We start from the raw sequence: 18,652 nt of genomic DNA, 5'->3' as shown, positions 1-18,652 counted from the left end.
CGCCACCAGGTACGACAAACTCGCAGTCCGCTACGAAGCGACCGTGCTGGTCGCAGCCATCAACGAATGGCTGTGACCAGCACTTTCACAACACGGCCTAGCCGACGAAGGCCAGGTCCACGATCCAGAAGCTGAGCGCGGCGACCAGGGCCGCGGCCGGCATGGTGATGAACCAGCCCAGCACGATGTTCTTGGCGACACCCCAGCGGACCGCGTTGACCCGCTTGGTCGCACCCACGCCCATGATCGCCGAGGTGATCACGTGGGTGGTGGAGATCGGCGCGTGGAACAGGAACGCCGAGCCGAACATGATCGAGGCACCGGTGGTCTCGGCGGCGAACCCCTGCGGCGGGTCCAGCTCGATGATCTTGCGGCCGAGGGTCCGCATGATGCGCCAGCCGCCCGCGTACGTACCGAGCGAGAGCATCACGGCACACACGATCTTGACCCAGATCGGGATCGGCGCGTCGGCGGTCTGCACATCGGCGATGACCAGGGCCATCACGACGATGCCCATCGTCTTCTGCGCGTCCTGGAGACCGTGACCGAGCGCCATGCCGGCCGCGGACACGGTCTGCGCGATACGGAAGCCGTGCTTGGCCTTGTGCGGGTTGGACCGGCGGAACATCCACAGGATGGCCACCATCACCAGGTAACCGACGAGCAGGCCGACGACTGGCGAGACGAACATCGGGATGACGACCTTGTCGATCACCCCGCTCCAGATGACACCGGTGCCGCCGGCCAGTGCCGCGCCGACCATGCCGCCGAACAGCGCGTGCGAGGAGGAGGACGGGAGGCCGAAGTACCAGGTGATCAGATTCCAGACGATCGCGCCGACCAGCGCCGCGAAGAGGATCCACATGCCCCGGTTGCCCTGGGGCGTTTCGATCAGGCCCTCGCTGACCGTCTTGGCGACCCCGCTGCCCAGGAAGGCACCGGCGAGGTTCATCACCGCGGCCATCGCCAGGGCGGCGCGCGGAGTCAGCGCGCGGGTCGAGACCGAGGTCGCGATCGCGTTCGCCGAGTCGTGGAAACCGTTGGTGTACGTGAAACCGAGCGCGACACCGATGGTCACGATCAGAGCGAAGGTGTCCACGAGGTTCAGGACTCCTTGACCGCGATGGTCTCCACCGTGTTCGCGACGTGCTCGAACGCGTCGGCCGCCTCTTCGAGCACGTCGACGATCTGCTTGAGCTTCAGCACCTCGATGGCGTCGTACTTGCCGTTGAAGAGCGTCGCGAGCAGCTTGCGGTGGATCTGGTCGGCCTGGTTCTCAAGGCGGTTGACCTCGATCCAGTACTCGGTCAGGTTGTCCATCGTCCGCAGGTGCGGCATGGCCTCGGCGGTCAGCTCGGCCGCACGCGCCAGTACCTCGATCTGCTGCTCGACACCCTTCGGGAGCTCCTCCACCTGGTACAGGACGACCAGGTCGACGGCCTCCTCCATGAAGTCCATGATGTCGTCGAGCGACGAGGCCAGGTTGTAGATGTCCTCGCGGTCGAACGGCGTGATGAAGGAGGAGTTCAGCTGGTGGAAGATCGCGTGGGTGGCGTCGTCCCCCGCGTGCTCGGCTGCCCGCATCCGCTCCGCGATCTCGACTCGGGCGGAGGAGTCCGCTCCGAGCAGTTCCATCAGGAGCTTGGAGCCCGTGACGATGTTGTCCGCGGATGCGGCGAACATGTCATAGAAGCTCGTCTCCCTGGGGGTCAGACGAAATCGCACGTGAGGTCCTCGGGGTGCATTGGATTCGGTCAGGCTGATGCTAGGCGCATCCCCCGGCCAGGGCTAACCGGCGGTTCCGGGCGATTACCCAGTGTCCTCCATCAGGCAGAGTGAGGACCACGGGCCCCTGCCGCGCCGTTCGGGGCCCGGTACCCTATACCCATGAGGGGTATACACCCCCTCGATCCGGACCACGGGAGGACGCATGACTGCCATCGAGGCGGAGGGCTCCGGAGCCGACGTCACCGCCGGTACGGGAACGACCTCCGGTATTGGTACTGGTACTGGTACTGGTACCGGCACTGCCGCCACCACCACCGCCACCGGCGCGGTGCACGGCTACCACCACCAGAAGGACGAGCACCTCAAGCGGCTGCGCCGCATCGAGGGCCAGATCCGCGGCCTGCAGCGACTGGTCGACGAGGACGTCTACTGCATCGACATACTCACCCAGGTCTCGGCGAGCACGAAGGCCCTCCAGTCCTTCGCACTCCAGCTGCTCGAGGAGCACCTGCGGCACTGCGTCGCCGACGCGGCCGTCAGGGGCGGGGACGAGATCGACGCCAAGGTCGAGGAAGCGACGAAGGCGATCGCGCGCCTGCTGCGCACCTGACCGGCACGGCGGCGGCTACAGCCCGAGCCCCATCAGGACCTCGTCGATCCGGTCCTGGCTGAGCCGCTCCTCGTCCGCCGCGGACGCCGCGATGATCAGCTCGCCGCACAGTTCGATCTCGGCGAGCGCCACGTGGTCCTGCACCGTCGTCCCGCCTGCGGGAGTCACGCGTGTCACCTCGATCTGCCGTCATCGGTCAGGGGCCGTCTCAGCGTAGGGAGGGCGGGGCGCTGTGCGCATGACACGGATGGACCATTTCCGGATACCGGGCCATGGCCCGGTCGCGCCGCCCCGGCACCGTCCGGCCCGCTACTGGGCGATCTTCCCGGCGTAAATGTCCCCGCTCGCGGGCAATACGACCTTCACCGGCGTCCCGAACCCGTAGAGCAGCGTGGTCGAGGAGACATCGATCACGCCATTGTTGACATACCTGAAGCGGTGCCGGACCTTCCGCACCCGGCCCTCCTCGTCGAGGTACACGTCGAACGGGACGATGTCCGTGCTGAACCCTTTCGCCGCCGCCTCCAGCGCCCCCTTGACCGCCGGTGAGGCGCTCTTCGCGGCCCGGCCGATGTCGGTGGTCCCCCGGTAGTGCCGCACCTTGGTGCCCGCCACCTCGGTCTCGCCCACGTACGTCGCCTCCTGTACGCCGCGCAGCAGCTCGGCCGCGGCCAGCGGGTCGGTGGCCCCGCCCGTGACGAGGTTCCCGTCGGCGAGGGCCGTCGTGTCCACGCGGACCCACTTGTCGTCGGGCACACCCGCGCCCCGGTTCTTCATGTACAGGGCCCCGGGGACGAGCAGCTCGGTGATGGGCCGGTGCTCGTCCTTGCCGGCCGCGTCCGCCGGGAGCATCACCAGGAGCTGGCCCATCCGGTTCTTGAAGTCGACCCCGCCCTCGCCGCGGATCGTGACCCGGGTCCCGCCCGTGGCCATCTCCATCGCGGTACGGGCCTGCGCGCTGCCGGTCTCCGCCAGCCGGTCGGCGGCTGCCCGTACGGTCGCGGCCGGGTCGGCGGGGGGCCGGGCGTCGGCCCGGTCCGTGCCTCCGCACCCGCTCATCGCGGCCACGGTCACGGCCATGCCGAGGGCGAGCACCGCCTCACCCGCACGCCCGCGCCGCCGCCTGTGCTGGTGCACCACCATCGCCTGCCAACCCCCAACGCATGACCGCTGCTTGCCCGAGGCCCCCACCCGCTCCGGTTAACGAGGTCCGGGGTTTCCCGTCACGGGCCGCCGCCCTCCCGGGCCCCTCCGGGACCCGGGTACCTTGGTGGTGTGGATTCGCACAGCAAAGCGTCGCTTGTCCCTCCGCTTGACGTCGTGCCGCACTTCCGTCCCATGGAGGGGCCACCTGCCGGGCCCACCGGGCACACCACGAGCACCGCCGAACGGGGCTCTTTCTGCACGGCTTCGTGCACCTGCGGCTGGCGGGGCCCGGCCCGCCGCTCCCGCGATCTGGCCCGCAGGGACGCGGACCTGCACACCTCGACCTGAGCCCCGCGGGCCCCGCGGATCGCCCGTTCGGACGGCCCGGCTGGCCGGGCCGTCCGGGAGCGGATGCCCTGGATGCATGCCAGGACCCGCGCCCCGCGTCGCCGCCCTCCTCTGGGCCCTGCTCATCACGCTCACGCCCGCCGCCGCGGCCTCGGCACGCCCGACGGGTTCGGCGGACGGTCCGGCCGACGTGGCCCTGGCCATCGGGGCGACCACCGCGGCGGCCGTGGCCACCGGTCTGTGGCTGCGCTCGCGGTACCGCCGCGAGGAGGACACGGAGGGCCATGGCACGGAGGGCGGCGACCCGTGACCCCGCGCCCCCGCCGCAGGGCGGTCCGCCTGTGCTTCGCCGGAGCGGGCCTGTGCCTGCTGGCGGCCGTCCTGATCTCCGTATGGGACGCGTACGGGCGCCCTTGAGGCAGGACGCCCCCTGGGCCGCGAGGCCGCTTTCGTACGGGACCTACGCCGCGAGGCCGCTTTCGTGCGGGGCCTGCGGCTGCGCGAGGTCCACCGGGCGCGACAGGGCGCGCCGCTTGGCGCGGACCAGCCGGCCGGCGCGCGGCGAGCGGGCCACCGCCCGCACCACCGGGGTCAGCAGCGCCATCGCGAGCGGGGCGGGCAGCAGGACGACGGCGGTGCCGAGGGCGAAGCCACCGATGACGTCGGTGGGGTAGTGGACGCCGAGGTACACCCGGCACAGGCCCTCGGCGAGGGCCAGCCCGATCCCGATGAGCCCGAGCTTGCGGTTGGCGATGAACAGGCCGACGCCCAGGGCCATCGCGAGGCCGGCGTGGCCGCTGACGAAGGAGAAGTCGCCTGGGCCGGAGTACGGGGCGAGCACGTCCAGGCCGTTGTGTGCGGCGGACGGCCGCGGCCGGGCGACGAACGCGCGCAGCGGGACGTTCACGAGGAGGACGAGGGCGGCGGCGAGCGGAGCCCATACGAGGGCGGCGAACGACTCGGCGGCCGCAACGTCGTCCTGCCGGCGCGTACCGTGCCAGCACCACAGGAAGAGCAGCACCAGGGCCAGCGGGATCCCGTACGAGCCGACGAGACCGACGGCCCGGTCGACGGCGGCCGGGGCGTGCCGCGCCAGTCCGTTGATGTCGTACAGCAGGCTGACGTCCACGTTCGGCCCACCGTTTGTGAGTCCAGCCATGGCGATACGGCCCCTTAGCCCTTGCTCGGTTCCCCTCGGGCGCACGGCGGTGTGCGCCCCTGAACCCCCCCCCGTTGATCAAGCCTGCGTCCATGGAACGCCCGTTCTGAACGCCACGTTCCACTCTCCACGAAATGATCACGGCAACGTTATCGAAGAGAGACTCGTCGTCGCAGCTCAGGGCCTCGGGTTGACTCAGCGTGGCAAGGGTGGCGGCATCACGAGGACTTGGCGCCGGCACCGCGGTCGGGCAGGGCCGCGGCCCCGTCCTTGGTGACACGCGTCGCGCCGAAGTAGTCCGGGCTGTCGATCCTGTCGAAGCGGATCACGGCGCCGGTGTACGGGGCGTTGATCATGTACCCGCCGCCCACGTACAGGCCGACGTGGTGGATCGCCCGGGAGTTCGTCAGATCATCGGAGAAGAACACCAGGTCGCCGGGGAGCAGTTCCCCGCGCGAGGGGTGCGGACCGGCGTTGTACTGGTCGTTGGCCACGCGCGGCAGCTCGATCCCCACCGACTCGTACGAGGCCTTGGTCAGCCCGGAGCAGTCGAACCGCCCGTCCTGATCGGGCGTCCCGTTCCCGCCCCACAGGTACGGCGTCCCCAACTGCTTCTGCGCGAAATAGATGGCCCCGGCCGCCTGCTGCGAGGGCGCCACCCGCCCGACGGGCCGCTCGAAGCTCTTGGCAAGGGTCGTGATGGCCTTCACGTACCCCTGGGTCTCGTTGTACGGGGGCACGCCCTGGTGCTTGATCACCGCGCCCGGGCCGGCGTTGTAGGCCGCGAGCATGTTGCTGACGGCGTCTCCCGGGACGTTGCGTACCGAACCGGCGAGCTCACAGTCGTACGAAGCCGCCGACGGGATCGCATCGTTGGGGTCCCAGATGTCGCGGTCGCCGTCACCGTCCCCGTCGATTCCGTGGGTGGCCCACGTACCCGGGATGAACTGGGCGATGCCGCGCGCGTCCGCCGGACTGACGATGTCCGGGTCCCAGCCGCTCTCCGAGTAGAGCTGGGCGGCGAGGACGGCCGGCGACAGGGTCGGGCAGAGGAGGCCCCACTTCTGCACCAAGGCTTGGTACTTCCCGGGAACGGCCCCCTTGGCAAGGCCGACGGCGCGGCCGCCACCGGTCGCGATGCCCGCGGCGGCGGAGTACGTGCCGACCACGAGGAGAGCCACGAAGCACAGACACACTCCGAAGCCGATCCCGCCGATCATCCAGAATCTGCGCACTCGTCAACCCTCCCCCATCGTCCGGTCTTTCACCGGGATTCCCTGCGACGTGTCGGATTTATCCCTTTTGCGGCCCGCTGTCGAATCCGTCGCAGTCGAAGCTCTTGTGATCCGTATCCGATGTGGCGTGCCGGAACACCACCGTCCACCCTCCGGGATCCTGCGCGAGCGGAGGTGCCTTGACGGTCTTTCCGTTGAGCTGCATGGAGAAGTCGTCCGGGTAGACGGCGTACTTCCAGTCCAACTCGTCACCTTCGTACAGGTCCCGGGCTTTGGCAACGAAGCCGAGCTGGCGGTTGTCGGTCACGGCCGTGGACCGGCCGTTCTCGTCGACCTCGTGCTGCGGCTTCACGACGACGGCCACGTAATAGGGCGGTGCGTCCGGCAGCGCGTTCTTGACCCGCACGCCGATCTGCACCTTGCCCGACTTGAGCTGGGGGTCGTCGGGGGTCCTGGGCAACGCGCTCTGGAAGTCGAGGAGCCCCTTTTCCTCCACGGGCCGGGTGCAGCCCCGCCGGACGGGGCTGTAGTCGTCCAGGTTGGGCACGGTCTGCCGGATGTACGCGGGCGGACCGGCCGGAGCTTGCGCCGCGGGGATGCCGCTGCTCTGGCCGGCAGGGCTCGGGCCCAGGTTCAGGCTCCGGCTCGGAGCCGGGCTGTCCGCGCCGGCCCGGTCGCCCTCGCCACCCCCGCCGCCCAGCGGCAGCTTCCAGACCGCCACGGCCCCCACCAGGGCCAGCGCGGCCCCGGCCGCCACCCACACACCCGCCCTCCCCCGGCTCCGCGCCGGCGGCGTCGTGGGCGCGTACTGCGTCGGCGTGTAGCCGGCCGGCAGGCCCGGCCCCTGCGTGCGCATCTCGTGCACCGGCACGGCCTCGCCCAGCGCCCCCAGCCCCGGGTACACGGGGTCGTCGATCAGCGCGTCCCGCACCCCGCACCGGGCGATCACCTCCGCCGGCCCGGGCCGCGCCGCCGGGTCCTTCGCCACGCACGCCTCGATCAGCGCCGCCAGCCCCGGCTCCACCCCGGCCACGTCGATCGGCTCGTGCACCGCCCGGTAGCCGACCGTCGCCGCCACGCCCGTACCGAACGGCGGCCGCCCGGTCGCCGCGTACGCGAGCGTCGCGCCCAGCGCGAAGACGTCCGCGGCGGCCCCGGCCTCCGCGCCCAGCAGCACCTCCGGCGCCGTGTACCCCGGCGTCCCCGGCGCCTGCCCGTCCTGGGTGAGGGCCGTCTCCCCGACCCCCCGCGCGATGCCGAAGTCGATGAGCTGCGGACCCTGCGCGCCCAGGATGACGTTCTGCGGCTTGAGGTCCCGGTGGGTCACCCCGTACGCGTGGACGCTCGCCAGCCCCTCCGCGAGGGCCGCGAACAGCCGCCGGCAGGTCGGCGCGGGCAAACCGCCGCGCTCCGCCACGGCATGACCGAGCGTCGGCCCCGCCACGTACTCCGTCGCCAGCCAGAACGGCGGCTCCGCCAGCGAGGCGTCGATCAGGTTCGCCGTGTACGCCGAGCGCACCGCCCGTACGGTCTCGGCCTCGCGCCGGAACCGGGCGAGGGCCTCCGGATGCCCGGTGATCTCGTCCCGGATCACCTTCACGGCCACCAGGCGGCCGCCGGGCGAGCGCCCGAGGTACACCTGCCCCATCCCTCCGGCACCGAGCCGGGCCAGCAGGGCGTGCGCCCCGATACGGGCGGGATCGACGTCTCTCAGAGCCTCCACCGGCACGAGCCTGCCACACCGACTCCCCTACGGAACAGGCGGGTTGACCAGGATCGGGGTGTCAGGAACGCGGTGCGACGAACAGGCTCTGGGCGCTCCGCCCGATGGGCCCCTTCTCGTCGTGCAGCCGGGCGTCCGCCAGCCCGATCCCGCCCGCGTCCACGCTCGTGGCGGCCTCCACGCAGGCCCACTCGCCCACCGGGTGGCGGTGCAGGTGCACGGTCAGGTCGCCGTTGACGAACACGTACCGGCCGAAGTCCATCACCGAACTGATCCCGTTCCCCGAATCGGCGGCGACCAGCACCCGGTCCAGCGGCCGGGTCTCCTCCCCTGCGATGAGCGGCACCTTCATCCGCATCCAGCAGGTGCCCGGCCCCAGCGACACGAACGCGCCCTCGGTGAACCGGGTCTCCATCGCCGAGTGGTAGCCGGTCTCCCACGGCACCGGGAAGAACGGCGTCGGCCCCACCTCCCCGGGCGGCGGCAGCTGCGGCCCCGGCGCCACGCCCGGTACGGCCTCCCCGGCCACCCGGATCCGCAGCGCCCGCGCGAGCATCACCGGCGCGGCCCCGGCCGGGGCGAGGGCGGCCTCGACCACCTCGGTGCCGCGGCCGGCCCGGAGCACCGAGGTGGTGACCTCCAGCGGCCCGATCGGCACGGGCCGCAGGATGTCGTACGTGATCCTCGCGACCCGCATGTCCGAGCGGGCGCCCTCCCGCTCCTCCACGGCCCGGCCGAGCAGCGCGGCCGGCGGCCCGGCGTGCTGCGAACCCGGGTCCCACGGCCCGCGCGTGTACTCGGTGGCCAGGAACCGCCCGGCATCGACCCGCTCGAAGAACGCCTCGGAGATCGCCATGGCGCAGACGCTACCGACAGGTAACCCGCCCCGCCAGACCCCCGCCCCCGACCGGTCACAATGGAGGGGTGTCCGCCAACCCCGCCACCCCCGCACCTGCCGACCCCGCCCTCCCCTCACTGCCCGTCCTGCAGGCAGACTGCTCCAACTGCTTCGCGCTCTGCTGCGTCGCGCTGCCCTTCGCCAAGTCCAACGACTTCGCCGCGAACAAGGCCGCCGGAACCCCCTGCAAGAACCTCCGGGAGGACTTCCGCTGCGGCATCCACACCCGCCTGCGCGACAAGGGCTTCCAGGGCTGCACCGTCTTCGACTGCTTCGGCGCGGGCCAGCAGGTCTCCCAGGTGACCTTCGGCGGCCGTGACTGGCGCACGCACCCCGGCACGGCCGGCGCGATGTACGAGGTCTTCCCGGTACTGCGGCAACTGCACGAGCTGCTCTTCTACGTCACCGAGGCCCTCACCCTCCCGGCGGCCGCCCCGGTCCACGCGGACCTGCGCCACGCACAGGCCGAGACCGTCCGGTGGACCGCGGCCGACGCGGACGCCCTCACCGCCCTGGACGTCGGCGCCCTGCGCGGGCGCGTCAACACGCTCCTCCTGCGCGCCAGCGAACTGGCCCGAGCCAAGGCCCCGGCCCGCAAGAAGAACCACCGCGGCGCCGACCTCATGGGCGCCCGCCTCGCCGGCGCGGACCTGCGCGGCGCCAACCTCCGCGGCGCCTACCTGATCGCCGCGAACCTCCGCGGCGCCGACCTGCGCCTCGCCGACCTCATCGGCGCCGACTTCCGCGACGCCGACCTGCGCGGGGCGGACCTGAACGACGCCCTCTTCCTGACCCAGCCCCAGCTGGGCGCGGCCCGGGGCGACGCCGCGACCAAGATCCCTTCGACCTTGGCCCGGCCCGCCCACTGGTCCGCGTAAACCGGCACCGGCACCGGCACCGGTCCCGGCACCCGCTCACGGCCTGATGATCGCCGTCCAGCCCGACGGGCAGCTGAGCACGGCCGTCTGCGTGTACGTGCACTGGTTCTCGAACACGTCGCCCGTGGTCGTCAGCACCTTCACGTACACCGTGTAGCCCACGGTGTTGACCGCGACCCCGCACGCGTTGCGCGGGTGCCCCGGGTTGAGCTGCGTCGTGAGGTCCCTCCAGGTGTACGAGCCGACCGGCGTGTTCGTCTCCCGTGCGCCCAGGGAGGTCCGCCCGCGGTGCAGCACGGCGCTGAACTCCGTGTCGCTCTGCCCCAGGGTCGTATCGATGTCCTCGCACGGCCCGTGCGGCCCCTGCTGCCCGCGATCCCCCTTCGGGCCCTTGTCACCCTTGTCACCCCTGGGCCCCTGCGGCCCGCGGTCACCCTTCGGACCCCGGTCGCCCTTGGGCCCCTGGGGACCCCGGTCGCCCTTCGGCCCGCACGAGTTCGCGGGCTTGGCCGCCTTCCTGGCCTTCGCAGCCTTGGCCGCCTTGCCGGGAGCCCTGGCCGGCAGCGTCCTCGCGTCCGGCTCAGGACACTTGCCGCTGCTCCAGCCGGGCGCGATCGCCGCGCCCGTTCCCTGAGCTGCGGCCATCGCCGGAACCGAGGTGCCCGCGAGCGCGATCACCAGCGGAACTGCGAACCCGGCAGCCAGCCACGCGCGCCGACCGAAATGCATTGCGGAACCCATTGATCCACTCCTCGCCTCGTCCCAGCGTCTACCGAACGGCCTGGAGCATCTCCCGCAACACACCATAAAGATCGAACGACTGACGGAATGTCGGACGAACGTCATCGGCTCGGCCCAACGACACGCCCGCACACTGCGCCGAACGGCGGCCACCCGAGCGGCCGCCCGCACGCCGAGAGGGCAATCACTGCCCGGGGCCACCCCCCGTGATACACAGAGTGACCATATGTTCTCGCGCGTACCCGCCGCCCGCGCCCAGGTCAGAGCGCACGGGCGGGCCGAAGGGCGGGAGATCGGGTAAAGAGAGCCGTCAAGTCGACGTACGACGCCGGTTTCATCAGCGAAGATAGTGCGTGACCCCTGCCGTCGGGCACGGGCTACCGGAACTACCCATACAGGGGCGGTGAGTTACATGATCCTGGCAGCCGAAAAGGGCGACATCACCACCATCATCGGCGGAATCGCCCCGAACTGGGGGCCGTTCGGCAGTCTCGGCAATGAAGCGAAGGTCATGGTCGAGGTGGTCATGGCCGTCGCGATCCTCCTCTGCCTCGGCATCGCCATCTGGGGCGCGGCCAAGCAGCGCATCGGCGCGACCGCCCTGCGCGACACCTTCAGCGCGGAGCAGGGCAAGGGCCTGATCGTCGCCGGCCTGACCGGCGTGTTCATCATCGGCTCCCTCGGCACCCTCTTCACCATCGTCTACGGAATGGCCGTCTAGCCGGGCCGCCCACCGGCTGCCGGACCTGAAGACAACCAGCGCTACCGTCGTACGAGGCGGAGGGGGCGGACACGGAATGAGCAACGACGACCAGTACGGTGGCGGCGGCGCCGGCGGCAGCGGGTACGGCGAAGTCGGCGGCACGGGCCAGACCCGCACCCGCCTCCCGGACTCCGCCTCCGACTCGTACGGCACCCCGCCCCGCCGCACCCCCCGCGCCTCGCGCGGCCTGGTCACGGTGGTCGGCGTGGTGGTCCTCCTGATCGCCGCGATCGCCTTCGCCAACCAATCCGGAGACACCCCCGAAACCCCGGCCGACCAATCCCCACCGGCAGCCTCCTCCACAGAAGCAACGGGCACCCGCCCGGTGGACGGCAAGAACGGCGGAATCCCCTCGGGCTTCGCCCAAACCGAGCAGGGCGCCCAGTCGGCCGCAGCCAACTTCGCGGTAGCACTGGGTTCTGACGGCATGTTCGACAGCGCCCGCAGAAAGGCCGTCGTCCAGGCCGTGTACGTGCCGAGTGTGGCCGCCGCGCGCCAAAGCGACCTTGACCGCGTCTACACGGATGCGCAGTTCCTGGCGCGCATCGGCCTCGATGGCGCCGGCAAGGCCCCGAAGGGCCTTCAGTTCATCTCCCGTACGAGCCCTGTCGGGACCAAGGTGGAGAAGTTCTCCACCGACGCCGCCACCGTCTCCGTCTGGCACTCGACCCTGTTCGGTCTCGCGGGCGAGGGCTCGAAGAACCCGGTCGCGGAAAGCTGGTACACCAACACGTTCGAGCTCCGCTGGATCAACGGCGACTGGCGCGTCGCCGACTTCACACAGAAGGACGGCCCGGCCCCGGTCGGCCGGGACCAGAGGGCCGCCTCCGCCGAGGAGATGGCCGCCGCCGTGTCGCAGTTCGGGGGGCTCACCTATGCACGCTAGTCGTCGCGGCTTGTCCTTCGCAGCCGTCGTAGCCGCCTTGCAGACCACCGCGGTCCTCCTGGCCACCCGCGCGGTCGCCGCTCCCACGCCCGACCCGACGCCCAGCCCGCAGGCGAGCAACGACCCCTGCGATCTGATCCGAGGTCCGGCCAAGGACTACTGCGAGCGCGGCGATGGCGCCGCAGGCGCCCCCCGCACGGGCCTGGCCCCCAACGACCCGGCCGATGCCCTCAACCCCCTCGCCTCCCTCTCCAAGGGCTGCGCCGACGCCGCGGCCTGGATCGTCACCGAGCTCAGCAAAGCGATCAACGGCACGGCCAACGTCGACTTCACCAACGGCGCCTTCCTCAAGCAGTACGCCGTCGTCTTCGCCGCCTCCACGATCCTCACGCTCGTGCTCTGGCTCTTCGCGGTCGCCAAACGCGCCATCCGCGGCGTCCCCCTCACCACCGCCATCTCCGAAGCCGTCGGCTTCCTCTGGCTCACCGTCCTCGCCTCCGCCTTCACCCCCCTGATCCTCTACACCGTCGTCTCCGCGACCGACGGCGTCACGGAAGTCATCGCATCGGCGAGCGGCGGCCAGACCGACGTCTTCTTCGGCTCCTTCATCGAGGCCCTCAAGAAGGGCGACTCCATCGGCGGCGGCCCGATCATGCTGATCGTCGTCTCGCTCGTCACCGTCCTCGCCGCCGGCGTCCTCTTCCTCGAACTCTTCATCCGGGCCGCCCTCCTCTACGTCGGAGCCCTCCTCGGCGTCGTCGTCTACGCCGGGCTCGTCGACCGGAACCTCTGGGGCCACGTCCGCCGCTGGGCCGGCATCATGATCGCCGTCATCCTCGTGAAGCCGGTCATCGTCATCGTCCTCGGCCTCGCCGGAGCCCTCGCGGGCGAGAAGGGCCCGAACGCCTTCTCCGCCGTGGTCTCCGGCCTCGCGATCATCCTCCTGGCCATCTTCGCCTCCGCGATGATCTACCGCTTCGTACCCGGCTTCGGCGACGAGATCGCCTCCGCCCGGTCCAACCGCAGCAAGGCCACCGACGGCGCCCAGGCCGCAGCCGTCATCAGCTCCCCGGCCTCCCTCGTATCCCAGGGCATCAAGACGCACAGCAGCCGCGGCGCCCACCGCGGCGGCGGTGACGGCGGCGGCTCCAGCGCCCCCCGCCCCGCCAACCCCCTCTCCGGAGGCGTGGCCGCCCACAGCAGCCGCCCCACCTCCGGCGGCGGGGCCGGCGGCGGATCCATCCCCTCCGCCACACCCCCGCCCCGCACGAGCTCGAGTACGAGGAACACAGGAGGTGACGGGCGTTGACGACCCAGTCACACCAGCTGCACCCGATCGCGCCCCGCCGCACGTATCTCATCGGCCGGGCCCGGCCGAACGCGATCGTCGGCAAGAACCGCGAGAGCGGCGAGATCGCCCTGATCATCGTCGGCGCGTTCTTCGGCATGATGAGCGGCCTGCTCGTCCCCGGCCTCACCCTGCGCATCGTCAGCCTCGCCGGGTTCCCCATGCTCGCGCTCGCCGCCGTGTACGTCCCGTACAAGGGCCGAACCTTCTACAAGTGGTTCGAGATCAACCGCAGCTACAAGCGCACCCTGCGCCGCGGTACGACGTACCGCTCCTCCGCCATGGAGGCCGGCGTCCGCGCCGCCGACGGCCGCGAGGTCGAGGTCGGCCCGCCCCCCGGCATCGGCCGGATCAACTGGCTCGCCGCCCCCTTCGGCCCCGACGAGATCGCCGTCCTCCTCCACGCCGACCGCAGAACCGTCACCGCCGCCATCGAGATCGAGGGCCCCGGCGTGGGCCTGCGCGACAGCGAGGACCAGGAAGCCCTCGTCGACCGCTTCGGCACCCTCCTCAAGCACGTGGCCAACGGCGACGGCTTCGTCACCCGCCTCCAGATGCTCGCCCGTACGCTCCCCGCCGACCCGGACGCCCACGCCAAGGACGTCGCCCAGCGCGGCGACACCAACGCCCCCGTCTGGCTGCGCGACTCGTACGACCAGCTCCAGTCGATGGTCTCCACCTCCTCCGAGCAGCACCGCGCGTACCTCGTCGCCTGCATGCACTACACGCGCGAACTCGCCGCCGAGGCCCACACCATCGCCCGCGCCGGCACCCCCCACAAGGGCCGCAAGCTCGACCGCGACGCCGGCCTCGCCATCGTCATGGCCCGCGAGCTCACCGACATCTGCGCCCGCCTCGCCGAGGCCGACATCCGCGTCCGCCAGCCCCTCGGCCAGGGCCGCCTCGCCTCCCTCCTGCACTCCATGTACGACCCGGACCACCCCATCGACCACATCCAGGCCATGACCAAGCGCAACGCCTGGCCGGCCGAACTCGACGCGGTCGAGCCCACCTTCCTCCAGGCCAAGACCCGCGAGTCCTCCACCCGCGCCCCCTGGTGCCACGCCACCGCCTGGGTGAAGGAGTGGCCGATGACCCCGGTCGGCGTCAACTTCCTCGCGCCCCTCCTCGTCCACACCCCCGACGTGATCCGCACCGTCGCCGTCACCATGGATCTGGAGCCCACCGAGGTGGCCATCGAGCGCATGCTCACCGAGAAGACCAACGACGAGGCCGACGCCAGCCGCGCCGCCAAGATGAACCGCACCGTCGACCCCCGCGACATCGCCGCCCACGGCCGCCTCGACCAAAGAGGTGAAGATCTCGCCAGCGGTGCGGCAGGAGTCAACCTCGTCGGGTACATCACGGTGTCCTCTCGTTCTCCGGAAGCCCTCGCCCGCGACAAGCGCACCATCCGCGCCTCGGCGGGCAAGTCCTACCTGAAGCTGGAGTGGTGCGACCGCGAGCACCACCGCGCCTTCGTCAACACCTTGCCGTTCGCCACCGGCATCCGACGCTAGCTGGAGGGAAGTGCCGCCCATGCGAGATCCCATGTCCGCTCTGACGGACGCCTTCACCAGCTTCCTGTTCGGCAAGGTCGAGACCACGCGCCTGCCCGTACGCACCTCCACCGGGCAGGCGCAGGCCGTCTACCTGCCCACCGCCGCCCCCGGACTCGGCGACTCCGGCGTCATCATCGGCCGCGAGGTCTACAGCGGCAAGGGCTACATCTACGACCCCTTCCAGCTGTACGGCCAGCAGCTGCCGGCCCCGCACTGGCTGGTCCTCGGCGAGTCCGGAAACGGCAAGTCCGCCCTGGAGAAGACGTACGTCCTGCGCCAGCTCCGCTTCCGGGACCGCCAGGTCGTCGTCCTCGACGCCCAGGGCGAGGACGGCGTCGGCGAGTGGAACCTCATCGCCCAGCAGCTGGGGATAACCCCCATCCGCCTGGACCCCATCGCCGCCAACGACGACGGGATCCGCCTCAACCCCCTCGACCCGGCGATCACGACGACGGGCCAGCTCGCGCTGCTCCGGACCATCATCGAAGTCGCCATGGGCCACGGCCTCGACGAGCGCTCCGGCTTCGCGCTCAAGGTCGCGCACGCGTACGTCGTCGACGCGATCCGCGACCGCCAGCCGGTCCTCACGGACATCGTGGAACAACTCCGCCACCCGGAGGCCGAGTCCGCGGAGGCCATGAACGTCGACATAGACGATGTCCGCGCCTGGGGCCTCGACGTCGCGCTCGTCCTCGACCGCCTGGTGGACGGCGACCTGCGCGGCATGTTCGACGGCCCCACGACGGTGGGCATCGACCTCGACGCCCCGCTCATCGTCTTCGACCTCTCCCACATCGACCGCAACTCGATCGCCATGCCGATCCTGATGGCGATCGTGGGCGTCTGGCTGGAACACACCTGGATCCGCCCCGACCGCAAGAAGCGCATCTTCCTGGTCGAGGAAGCCTGGCACATCATCAACAGCCCGTTCGTGGCCCAGCTGTTCCAGCGCCTGCTGAAGTTCGGCCGCCGCCTCGGCCTGTCCTTCGTGGCCGTCGTCCACCACCTGTCCGACGTGGTCGACGGGGCGGCCGCCCGCGAGGCGGCAGCCATCCTCAAGATGGCCTCCACGCGCACGATCTACGCCCAGAAGGCCGACGAGGCCCGAGCGACGGGCCGGGTCCTGGGCCTCCCCCGCTGGGCGGTGGAGATCATCCCGACCCTCACCCCGGGCATCGCGGTCTGGGACGTCAACGGCAACGTCCAGGTGGTCAAACACCTCATCACGGAGGCCGAACGCCCCCTGGTCTACACCGACCGCGCCATGACGGAGTCCTCGTCCGGACCCCAGCTCCCCGACGACCTGCTGGCAGCCGAACTGGAGGCGGAGGAAAGAGCCCTCCTGATGGAACGCCACCGCAACGGCGGCCCGGGCTCGGCAACAACGGTGGCCTAAATGCACGAGGAACGGAACGCCAAACCGGGCGGTATCCCGGACGCCCTCCTGATCGCCCTCCTGGCGTTCCTCCTGGGCCTGGCGGCTCTGGTCTGGACGTCCACGGGCCTGGCCGCGCTCTTCTCGAAGGGCGCCTGGCCGTCCGCGGTGACGTTCACCCGTACCCCGGGCGCGGTCCGCGCCCTGATAGCTCAACCGCACGACATCCCGGGAGCCTGGCCGGACACGGCCCCCTCGGCCCTCTCGGGCTGGGGCCTGTTCTGGGGCCTCTTCATCAGCCAGCTCCTGATCCTGCTCGTCCTGACGATCTTCGTCATGGGCGTCATCGCCCGTACGAGGTCCCGCCGATCCACGCCGGCCCCGCCGCCCGTCCCGGCCGATCCGCACCCGGCGGCACATCCGGCCCCGCCGGCCTTCGAGACCCGGGGGTCCGGGGGCAGCGCCCCCGGCAGCGCCGGCACCAAGATCCCGGCCGCTCCGCACCACGCACCCACGCCGCCCGTCCCGGCCGCGGTGCCCCATCCGGCCCCGCCGGCGTTCGAGGCCCGCGGGCACGGGGGCGGCCCCCCCGACCACAGCGGCGGCAACGGCAACACCCACATGGCGTACGGCACTCCGGCCCAGCGACACCCCCTGGCCCTCCAAGCCCTGGCGGCAGCCGAAGGCGCGGCCCTGGTCGTCACCTCCTCGCCCGCCCTCTGGGCGGAGACGAAGGACGCCCGCGCCAAACTCGGCCCGGTCCTCCTCTACGACCCCTCGCACCTCTGCGACACCCCGGCCCGCATGCACTGGAACCCCGCCGACTCCTGCGCCGACCGCGACACCGCCGCCGCCCGCGCGATCGCGCTCCTGGCCTCCGTACGCCCCCAGGCCCGCATGGACGCGGCCATCGCCGACACGGCGGAAACACTCCTGCGCAGCTGGCTGCAAGCAGTGGCCCTCGACGACCGCCCGTTCAAGCAGCTGCACCGCTGGGCCCAGGGCAACAGCGCCCAGGACCCGGTCCGCATCCTGCGTACGCACCCCCAAGCCGCCCCCGGCGCCGCCGGCGAGCTGGAGAGCGCCCTCACCGCCCACCCCGAACGCCGCGAACAGGCCCAGCACCTGACGGCCCGCGCCCTCTCCTGCCTCACGTCGATCCACATCCGCGAGGCCTGTAACCCGAACCGAACAGATGCACTGACGCTGGCATCGTTCGTCGCCGAAGGGGGCACCCTCTACGTGGTGGGCGAATCGCTGGAAGATCCCCGTACCCACCCGGGTGCGATGCCGCTGCTCACCGCACTCGCCGCGAGCGTGGTCGAGCACGGCCGCCGCATGGCCGCACGGTCATCCCACGGCCGGCTCGACCCACCACTCACGCTGGTCCTGGAGGACGTCGCGGCCGTGGCCCCGATCCCCCAGCTCCCGGAGCTCCTGCAGGAGGGGTCCCTCCCCCTGCTCGCCCTGTCCCGCAGCCGCGAACAGGCCCGCGCCCGCTGGCCGGAGGCAGCAGCCCTCCAGCACTAGGGGGGTGTCCGCTAGGGACGCGGCAACACGTACTCGAGCTCCTTGGCGCCCGGATCCGCCGGTACCGGCAGGACCTCCCCGGTCGCCCGGAATCCGAACCGCCGGTAGAAGGCCGCGGCGCGTGCGTTCTCCTCGTGCACGAAGAGCCGTACGCGCTCCAGCGCCGGCCCCTCCAACGACCAGGCCCACTCCAGCGCGGCCGCGAAGAGCCCCTCGGTCAGCCCGGTACCGCGCTGCTCGGGACGTACGAACACACCCACCAGGTGCCCCTGGGTCCGCTCGATGGCGCGCTCGAAGAAATCGGTGGCCCCGCCCTCTTCGACGAGGACGGTCACGGACCCGGCCCACTGCCCGTCAGGTGCTTCGGCCACGAACTGCCGCGCGTACCGCCCGTGCGAAGCCCTCTTCGCCCGGTCCTGCCAGAACTCGTCGGGCCTGGCCGCGGCCTGGTCCAGGGTCTCCAGGAAGGCCACAGGCGCCGCGGGGTCATTGAGCGCGGCGATCCGCAGCTCCTTGACCTTCTCCCACTCATCGGCCCGCACGGCACGCATCACAAACTGATCCATGCCCCGGATCCAATCACAGGACTGCATGCCCGTAAACGCAGAAAAGCCCCGTACCGGATAACCGGTACGGGGCTTTCTACAATGATTGTTCGGCGGCGTCCTACTCTCCCACAGGGTCCCCCCTGCAGTACCATCGGCGCTGAAAGGCTTAGCTTC

Annotated in this window: 19 protein-coding genes; 9 read left to right on the top strand and 10 right to left on the bottom strand. The window is 71.3% G+C overall.

Features of this window, described 5'->3' with window-relative positions; translation table 11 throughout:
• Nucleotides 1–97: 97 nt before the first annotated feature.
• Together ACFXGI_RS37955 and ACFXGI_RS37950 are read right to left on the bottom strand one after the other, a co-directional pair.
• The gene (locus ACFXGI_RS37955; RefSeq protein WP_384717398.1) at nt 98–1,099 is read right to left on the bottom strand and encodes an anion permease; all 1,002 of its coding nucleotides are present in this window, start codon (nt 1,097–1,099) and stop codon (nt 98–100) included.
• Between the two features lie 5 nt (nt 1,100–1,104).
• On the bottom strand, nt 1,105–1,725 hold the full coding sequence (locus ACFXGI_RS37950) for a DUF47 domain-containing protein (RefSeq protein ID WP_384717395.1): 621 nt from the start codon (nt 1,723–1,725) through the stop codon (nt 1,105–1,107).
• A 205-nt stretch (nt 1,726–1,930) separates the two neighbouring features.
• Here ACFXGI_RS37950 and ACFXGI_RS37945 point away from each other — a divergent pair, with 205 nt between their 5' ends.
• Nucleotides 1,931–2,338 carry a metal-sensitive transcriptional regulator gene (locus tag ACFXGI_RS37945; RefSeq protein WP_384717392.1) on the top strand — a complete coding sequence of 136 codons (408 nt, stop codon included), beginning with the start codon at nt 1,931–1,933 and terminating at the stop codon, nt 2,336–2,338.
• A 15-nt stretch (nt 2,339–2,353) separates the two neighbouring features.
• Here ACFXGI_RS37945 and ACFXGI_RS37940 read toward each other — a convergent pair whose 3' ends face one another.
• Complete coding sequence (locus tag ACFXGI_RS37940) at nt 2,354–2,506, bottom strand: hypothetical protein (RefSeq protein ID WP_165937309.1); 153 nt, start codon at nt 2,504–2,506, stop codon at nt 2,354–2,356.
• A 141-nt stretch (nt 2,507–2,647) separates the two neighbouring features.
• Nucleotides 2,648–3,481 (bottom strand): hypothetical protein, encoded by an 834-nt coding sequence (locus ACFXGI_RS37935; protein WP_384717389.1) that lies wholly within the window; start codon nt 3,479–3,481, stop codon nt 2,648–2,650.
• 427 nt (nt 3,482–3,908) lie between these two features.
• Here ACFXGI_RS37935 and ACFXGI_RS37930 point away from each other — a divergent pair, with 427 nt between their 5' ends.
• On the top strand, nt 3,909–4,142 hold the full coding sequence (locus tag ACFXGI_RS37930) for a hypothetical protein (RefSeq protein ID WP_030858730.1): 234 nt from the start codon (nt 3,909–3,911) through the stop codon (nt 4,140–4,142).
• Nucleotides 4,143–4,292: 150 nt separating this feature from the next.
• Here the strand turns inward: ACFXGI_RS37930 and ACFXGI_RS37925 are convergent, their stop codons facing one another.
• The 4 genes from ACFXGI_RS37925 to ACFXGI_RS37910 all read right to left on the bottom strand — a co-directional run bounded on the left by ACFXGI_RS37925 (nt 4,293) and on the right by ACFXGI_RS37910 (nt 8,805).
• A complete protein-coding gene (locus ACFXGI_RS37925; RefSeq protein ID WP_384717385.1) occupies nt 4,293–4,991 on the bottom strand; it encodes a phosphatase PAP2 family protein in 699 nt (232 codons plus the stop codon).
• 218 nt (nt 4,992–5,209) lie between these two features.
• On the bottom strand, nt 5,210–6,211 hold the full coding sequence (locus ACFXGI_RS37920) for an NlpC/P60 family protein (RefSeq protein WP_384717401.1): 1,002 nt from the start codon (nt 6,209–6,211) through the stop codon (nt 5,210–5,212).
• Nucleotides 6,212–6,284: 73 nt separating this feature from the next.
• Nucleotides 6,285–7,949, bottom strand: coding sequence for a serine/threonine-protein kinase (locus ACFXGI_RS37915; RefSeq protein WP_384717382.1), 1,665 nt, complete (start codon nt 7,947–7,949; stop codon nt 6,285–6,287).
• Between the two features lie 61 nt (nt 7,950–8,010).
• The gene (locus tag ACFXGI_RS37910; protein ID WP_384717379.1) at nt 8,011–8,805 is read right to left on the bottom strand and encodes a thioesterase family protein; all 795 of its coding nucleotides are present in this window, start codon (nt 8,803–8,805) and stop codon (nt 8,011–8,013) included.
• Nucleotides 8,806–8,873: 68 nt separating this feature from the next.
• On the opposite strand from ACFXGI_RS37910, the gene ACFXGI_RS37905 reads away from it, so the two are divergent.
• Nucleotides 8,874–9,725, top strand: coding sequence for a pentapeptide repeat-containing protein (locus tag ACFXGI_RS37905; protein WP_384717376.1), 852 nt, complete (start codon nt 8,874–8,876; stop codon nt 9,723–9,725).
• Nucleotides 9,726–9,761: 36 nt separating this feature from the next.
• Here the strand turns inward: ACFXGI_RS37905 and ACFXGI_RS37900 are convergent, their stop codons facing one another.
• The gene (locus ACFXGI_RS37900) at nt 9,762–10,466 is read right to left on the bottom strand and encodes a hypothetical protein (protein ID WP_384717373.1); all 705 of its coding nucleotides are present in this window, start codon (nt 10,464–10,466) and stop codon (nt 9,762–9,764) included.
• A gap of 412 nt (nt 10,467–10,878) precedes the next feature.
• On the opposite strand from ACFXGI_RS37900, the gene ACFXGI_RS37895 reads away from it, so the two are divergent.
• The 6 genes from ACFXGI_RS37895 (at nt 10,879) to ACFXGI_RS37870 (ending at nt 17,930) form a co-directional block, all read left to right on the top strand.
• The gene (locus ACFXGI_RS37895; protein ID WP_136213834.1) at nt 10,879–11,187 is read left to right on the top strand and encodes a hypothetical protein; all 309 of its coding nucleotides are present in this window, start codon (nt 10,879–10,881) and stop codon (nt 11,185–11,187) included.
• Between the two features lie 76 nt (nt 11,188–11,263).
• Nucleotides 11,264–12,115, top strand: coding sequence for a hypothetical protein (locus tag ACFXGI_RS37890; RefSeq protein ID WP_384717370.1), 852 nt, complete (start codon nt 11,264–11,266; stop codon nt 12,113–12,115).
• Entirely contained in the window at nt 12,105–13,424 is a 1,320-nt protein-coding gene (locus ACFXGI_RS37885) for a hypothetical protein (protein WP_384717367.1), read from the top strand. The genes ACFXGI_RS37890 and ACFXGI_RS37885 overlap by 11 nt, the downstream gene beginning before the upstream one ends.
• Nucleotides 13,421–14,983 carry an SCO6880 family protein gene (locus ACFXGI_RS37880; protein ID WP_384717364.1) on the top strand — a complete coding sequence of 521 codons (1,563 nt, stop codon included), beginning with the start codon at nt 13,421–13,423 and terminating at the stop codon, nt 14,981–14,983. The genes ACFXGI_RS37885 and ACFXGI_RS37880 overlap by 4 nt, the downstream gene beginning before the upstream one ends.
• Before the next feature lie 19 nt (nt 14,984–15,002).
• On the top strand, nt 15,003–16,421 hold the full coding sequence (locus ACFXGI_RS37875; RefSeq protein WP_030858750.1) for an ATP-binding protein: 1,419 nt from the start codon (nt 15,003–15,005) through the stop codon (nt 16,419–16,421).
• Nucleotides 16,422–17,930, top strand: a complete 1,509-nt coding sequence (locus ACFXGI_RS37870; protein ID WP_384717360.1) for a type VI secretion protein — start codon at nt 16,422–16,424, stop codon at nt 17,928–17,930.
• A gap of 11 nt (nt 17,931–17,941) precedes the next feature.
• On the opposite strand, the gene ACFXGI_RS37865 is transcribed toward ACFXGI_RS37870, so the two are convergent.
• Nucleotides 17,942–18,496: a GNAT family N-acetyltransferase gene (locus ACFXGI_RS37865; protein ID WP_384717357.1), complete on the bottom strand. Its 555-nt coding sequence runs from the start codon at nt 18,494–18,496 to the stop codon at nt 17,942–17,944.
• Between the last annotated feature and the right edge of the window lie 156 nt (nt 18,497–18,652).

Source organism: Streptomyces sp. NPDC059355 (genome assembly GCF_042752335.1).
In the GTDB taxonomy this organism is placed as follows: Bacteria; Actinomycetota; Actinomycetes; order Streptomycetales; family Streptomycetaceae; genus Streptomyces.
The sequence above is the reverse complement of the archived record's forward strand: the minus strand, read 5'-3'. Positions and strand labels throughout refer to the sequence as shown.

Excerpts from the sequence above, each read along its gene's own strand:
- ACFXGI_RS37945 (WP_384717392.1), top strand. The coding sequence starts at position 1,931 with ATGACTGCCATCGAGGCGGAGGGCTCCGGAGCCGACGTCACCGCCGGT.
- ACFXGI_RS37935 (WP_384717389.1), bottom strand. The coding sequence starts at position 3,481 with ATGGTGGTGCACCAGCACAGGCGGCGGCGCGGGCGTGCGGGTGAGGCG.
- ACFXGI_RS37930 (WP_030858730.1), top strand. The coding sequence starts at position 3,909 with ATGCCAGGACCCGCGCCCCGCGTCGCCGCCCTCCTCTGGGCCCTGCTC.
- ACFXGI_RS37925 (WP_384717385.1), bottom strand. The coding sequence starts at position 4,991 with ATGGCTGGACTCACAAACGGTGGGCCGAACGTGGACGTCAGCCTGCTG.
- ACFXGI_RS37920 (WP_384717401.1), bottom strand. The coding sequence starts at position 6,211 with ATGATCGGCGGGATCGGCTTCGGAGTGTGTCTGTGCTTCGTGGCTCTC.
- ACFXGI_RS37910 (WP_384717379.1), bottom strand. The coding sequence starts at position 8,805 with ATGGCGATCTCCGAGGCGTTCTTCGAGCGGGTCGATGCCGGGCGGTTC.
- ACFXGI_RS37900 (WP_384717373.1), bottom strand. The coding sequence starts at position 10,466 with ATGGGTTCCGCAATGCATTTCGGTCGGCGCGCGTGGCTGGCTGCCGGG.
- ACFXGI_RS37895 (WP_136213834.1), top strand. The coding sequence starts at position 10,879 with ATGATCCTGGCAGCCGAAAAGGGCGACATCACCACCATCATCGGCGGA.
- ACFXGI_RS37890 (WP_384717370.1), top strand. The coding sequence starts at position 11,264 with ATGAGCAACGACGACCAGTACGGTGGCGGCGGCGCCGGCGGCAGCGGG.
- ACFXGI_RS37885 (WP_384717367.1), top strand. The coding sequence starts at position 12,105 with ATGCACGCTAGTCGTCGCGGCTTGTCCTTCGCAGCCGTCGTAGCCGCC.
- ACFXGI_RS37875 (WP_030858750.1), top strand. The coding sequence starts at position 15,003 with ATGCGAGATCCCATGTCCGCTCTGACGGACGCCTTCACCAGCTTCCTG.
- ACFXGI_RS37870 (WP_384717360.1), top strand. The coding sequence starts at position 16,422 with ATGCACGAGGAACGGAACGCCAAACCGGGCGGTATCCCGGACGCCCTC.
- ACFXGI_RS37865 (WP_384717357.1), bottom strand. The coding sequence starts at position 18,496 with ATGGATCAGTTTGTGATGCGTGCCGTGCGGGCCGATGAGTGGGAGAAG.